Source organism: Nostoc sp. UHCC 0251, assembly GCF_034932245.1.
In the GTDB taxonomy this organism is placed as follows: domain Bacteria; phylum Cyanobacteriota; class Cyanobacteriia; order Cyanobacteriales; family Nostocaceae; genus Nostoc.
This window is the reverse complement of sequence record NZ_JAYGHD010000501.1, coordinates 1-3,288: the sequence shown is the minus strand read 5'-3', so window position 1 is coordinate 3,288 and position 3,288 is coordinate 1. Positions and strand designations below refer to the sequence as shown.

General features: G+C 40.9%; 3 protein-coding genes. All 3 read right to left on the bottom strand.

The window, feature by feature from the left end:
* Nucleotides 1–277: 277 nt before the first annotated feature.
* The 3 genes from VB740_RS36285 to VB740_RS36275 all read right to left on the bottom strand — a co-directional run bounded on the left by VB740_RS36285 (nt 278) and on the right by VB740_RS36275 (nt 2,993).
* The gene (locus tag VB740_RS36285) at nt 278–955 is read right to left on the bottom strand and encodes a class I SAM-dependent methyltransferase (protein WP_323204639.1); all 678 of its coding nucleotides are present in this window, start codon (nt 953–955) and stop codon (nt 278–280) included.
* Nucleotides 956–1,237: 282 nt separating this feature from the next.
* Nucleotides 1,238–2,365 (bottom strand): hypothetical protein, encoded by a 1,128-nt coding sequence (locus VB740_RS36280; RefSeq protein ID WP_323204638.1) that lies wholly within the window; start codon nt 2,363–2,365, stop codon nt 1,238–1,240.
* Nucleotides 2,366–2,525: 160 nt separating this feature from the next.
* Nucleotides 2,526–2,993 carry a hypothetical protein gene (locus VB740_RS36275; RefSeq protein ID WP_323204637.1) on the bottom strand — a complete coding sequence of 156 codons (468 nt, stop codon included), beginning with the start codon at nt 2,991–2,993 and terminating at the stop codon, nt 2,526–2,528.
* Between the last annotated feature and the right edge of the window lie 295 nt (nt 2,994–3,288).

Below are 3,288 nucleotides of genomic sequence, written 5' to 3'. Positions count from 1 at the left end.
GTTCTGAAGGAGAGGTGCGCCGTAGCAATACGGACATCGACTCTAACTAGGGGAAAGAGACAGCCCCAACAACCCAAATGAGTTGCAAGCCCCGTCAATTCAGTGGCGATTGCGTTGGTGGGGGTTTCAAGCCCCGACCAACGCCGTCTTCCCTACGCCCTACACCCTACCCCCAACACCCTTCTTCTTGACTATTGCCTTCTGCCTCCTGCCTCCTGCCTTCTGCCTCAAAACCACTGACTTTGTACCTCATGCAAAAGAAAACTGCTGTAATATTTTATTCGCGCTCAAATACAAAAATAATTGAAATCGGTTTGTTTGTCTTGGGGTCACACGGCTCATATAAATTTAGCAATCGGTAATTCCAAGCATGGAAATCGTTGATCCATGATTCGAGGGTTCTGAAATACCAAGGAGTAGGATAAAATGCCTTATCCGAAACTGTTTGCCATGAAGTTTCGCGCCACCCATTGGAGTATGTAGAGTCACCGCAAGCAATTATTGGATGAAGTGTTTGAATGATTATTTTGCCTTTGTCCTCTAACAGGCTATGACCTGCCTTGGCGATCTCATCAAGAGCGCATTCACCTAGAATTGAAAAGTTGCAGATAAAGCAAGAGAAATAGTTAATGCTGCTAAATCTTTGTAATGCAAGATCCGAGTACGAACAGACAACAAAGCGAGAATCACCACTATGCCTTGCTGCCTGAATGAGATCGACACAAAAATCAACACCCCAGCCATCAATTCCTAAAGAAAAAAGCTGGCGAGACAACCATCCCTCACCGCATCCAATATCTAAGAATGTTCTTGGATTAAGTTGGCTTATTGCTTTGACTATAGCAGCATCTGTAGCGATCGCACGACTTTCAATTTGCTGCTCACGAATTGCTTGTGTCCATAACCAAGCATTCATCTGCCATGAGTCCAGGATTCGTTTTTCATTCTCGTCCATACAACATTGCTCAAATAGCACGAACATTAGACTTCTTGCATAAGTCGGGAAAAGGGAAAGGGGGAAGGGGAAAAGGTTCTGTATTGTCCCCTTCCCCTTTAACCTTTACCCTTTTCCCCCTCTTGCAAAAAGCACTTTTGCAAGAGGTCTATTCTTATACTTTAAAAACATCAGCGATAGATAATGCAGCCAGATCCAGGATTTCCACTATTTCCAAGAATCGCAGTTTTGCTAGTTAACCAAATACTCAAAATACATCTATTTCTTATCCGGTGATGGCAACTATCTGGCGTGGGTTTCAACACCACGAAGAAAGCCTGTCTCTTTAAGCAGTAGCCGTAGTTCTGCGTGACGAAGTTTTGTGTCCTTGTTGTTATTTTCCCACATATGGGAAAAGAAGTCTTGCATCAGCGCAATGATACTGCGGTACTTGAGGATGCTGGCAACATAGAACTCATCTAACTTCATCACCCCATCAGCATGTATCTGCTCGATGTTGTCGAGTAATATAGACCGCAGTTCATAAGGTTTTAAGCCTTCTTTTATGCCATATTTTTCCATAATCCTACGTTTATCGTTCTCGGAACATAAATCATACGGCGATCGAATAAGATGACCAAGATTCCGCAGGACTTCTCCATAGTCGTAAAATATGTTCTGCTCAAAGAAAAACTCTTCATCTTTAGTCAACGTAAAACTCTTGTCCATTACCAAACCAAAATCGGTCAAATATATCCGCTTACCGTCGGTGAGGATGTTGCGAAAATGAGCATCGAAGTGGATAATTCCCTTTGTTCTCAAAAAGTTAATCGTCGTGCGTAAATCATCCAGGGGTTTCTGAAGTTTGTTGGGGTTTAAGAGCAGCCATGTTTCTAGAACATGCGGTATGTACTCTAGAAACAAAAGCAACTCATAATTGGCGTTCGCTCTATCTAACACATAATTCCCGGCGTTGGCACTATTACCCCAGTACTCCACATAACCTTTTAGATGCTCCATATCGACATCCGCACGCTGCCCAGAGAAAGGAATAATCCGATAATGGTACATCAGTGGGAAGGTGGCAATTGCCCCCGACAATACCCAGTTGGTTGTCTTGATATGGGTCACTAGTTCCCGGAAAACTCCAAAACCAGTAGAACCGAAACCGTAATTACAGTAAGTCGGCAGGTTATAGAGGTTTCTAGTGGAGAACAGGTTATTAAATTCGATGTTTGTAACCGGAACACGTTTCACAAAGACCTTGAATTTCCCAAGGACAATGGTGTGATTCATCCCCCAACCCGTGCTTGACTCATTCGACTCACTATTGTCAAACAAAGAACGCAATTGTGCATTATCCAACTGAGCGATTTGTGAGCTGAGTTTGAAGTACTTCTGACTTCTAGTTTCTATATGCTTCTTAGCCATTTTCCCCGTCCAGCCACAGTATGACAAACTGTAAGACTATTCTGAGTATTTTAACTGTTTGACAAAAACCGTTTTACCTCAGCCTGTTACGTATGATAAACTTTTAAATGTACTGGCATCTTGTTCAGGGGTAAAAACATCTGCGACAATGACATATTTTTTAAGAGTGGTTTGATTGCTCCAGAAAAAACTCTTCAAAAAACGGGTAAAACTTGCGTGCCAAAAGCTCAAACTTTTCTCCAATTGAATCAGGACGAGTTATTTTGTATCCTCTAGCATTGAACCAATCATAATTATTAGCTGGCTGATAACGTAGATTAGCCGTGCCATCTTTGTAATAGGCTAATAAAGTCAAAGTAGTGATTTTAGGGAAAAAATTTGCTTGAAAATTCTCCAAAGCATGGTTTTGACTTTTGAAAACTATAGTCAAATTGTGATTACCGATTTCTGAGGACAATAATTGAAACTGACTTTTAGGCAGAATTAAAGCTGCATGAGTACTACCAATTCTCCTTGCCAATAATCGGAATTTCGTTTGAGGAAAGGCGAAAGCAGCAATATTAGCAGCCTCAGCTTGAAAATCCGTTCTGACAGTGTAAAGAAGCCTTTCTAAATCGGTGGTAGACATATTTTTACTTTGATAATCCCTATTTAATATTTAGTTTGGTTTAAAAAGAGGATAAAATAAGCTTTTTTAAATTGACTGTTTTAATTTACCAAAAAAGGATTAAAAATTTATGGATTTCTGTAAAAAAATACATTTCTTAGGATGAGTGCTAAATTTATGTAACATTTGCTTTATCGAAGAAAGGCAGAGGGCAGAGGGCAGAAGGCAGGAGGCTCAGTTGGAATACTGTTTTCTGCCAAGAAGCCCGTGACAATCATGGAACTTGGGTTTAAGACCCCCACCAAATTTTCTTGTT

Bases quoted from the DNA above. Each gene is read 5' to 3' on its own strand.
- VB740_RS36285 (WP_323204639.1), bottom strand. From the start codon at position 955: ATGGACGAGAATGAAAAACGAATCCTGGACTCATGGCAGATGAATGCT.
- VB740_RS36280 (WP_323204638.1), bottom strand. From the start codon at position 2,365: ATGGCTAAGAAGCATATAGAAACTAGAAGTCAGAAGTACTTCAAACTC.
- VB740_RS36275 (WP_323204637.1), bottom strand. From the start codon at position 2,993: ATGTCTACCACCGATTTAGAAAGGCTTCTTTACACTGTCAGAACGGAT.